This is a genomic window from Pseudomonas sp. RW3S2 (genome assembly GCF_014268955.1).
Classification (GTDB): Bacteria; Pseudomonadota; Gammaproteobacteria; order Pseudomonadales; family Pseudomonadaceae; genus Aquipseudomonas; species Aquipseudomonas wayambapalatensis.
Genome location: NZ_JABWRM010000042.1, coordinates 1 through 611 on the forward strand (window position 1 = coordinate 1; position 611 = coordinate 611).

Genomic DNA, 611 nt, shown 5'->3' on the forward strand with positions numbered 1-611 from the left:
CTCGCCCACCACGCCCACCGCCACCGGACCGAGACCGGCGTCCAGCACGTAGGTTTGCAAGTTGGCGATCGGCTCGCCGATCGGCACGCTGTCGCGGCCTTCTTCGCGGCAGGTCCAGTGGGTCACGTCGATGGCCGCTTCGGTCGGGCCATACAGGTTGTACAGCCCGGCGTTCGGCAGCTTGTCGAACACCTGGCGCTGGGCATCCACCGGCAGCGCCTCGCCGCTGCAGACGATACGGGTCAGGCTGTCGCAGCCCGCCACCGCAGGATCAGCCACGAAGGCCTGCAGCATCGACGGCACGAAGTGCAGCGTGGTGATGCGCTCGCGGCGAATCATTTCGATCAGTTGCGCCGGGTCGCGGTGCAGCCCCGGTGCAGCAACTACGAGGCAAGCGCCGGTCATCAGCGGCCAGAAGAACTCCCACACCGACACGTCGAAGCTGAACGGGGTCTTCTGCAGCACCCGGTCCCCGGCAGTCAGGCCATAGGCCTGTTGCATCCAGCACAAGCGGTTGGTCAGCGCCCGGTGGCGGTTGCCCGCGCCCTTGGGCTTGCCGGTGGAGCCGGAGGTGTAGATCACGTAGGCCAGGTTCTCGCCAGTGACCTCGA

At 67.3% G+C, this 611-nt stretch carries 1 protein-coding gene; it reads right to left on the reverse strand.

Features of this window, described 5'->3' with window-relative positions; translation table 11 throughout:
• Positions 1-611, reverse strand: a 611-nt coding sequence (locus tag HU748_RS26130) for an AMP-binding protein (RefSeq protein WP_186722530.1), incomplete at both ends; no start/stop codon positions are given.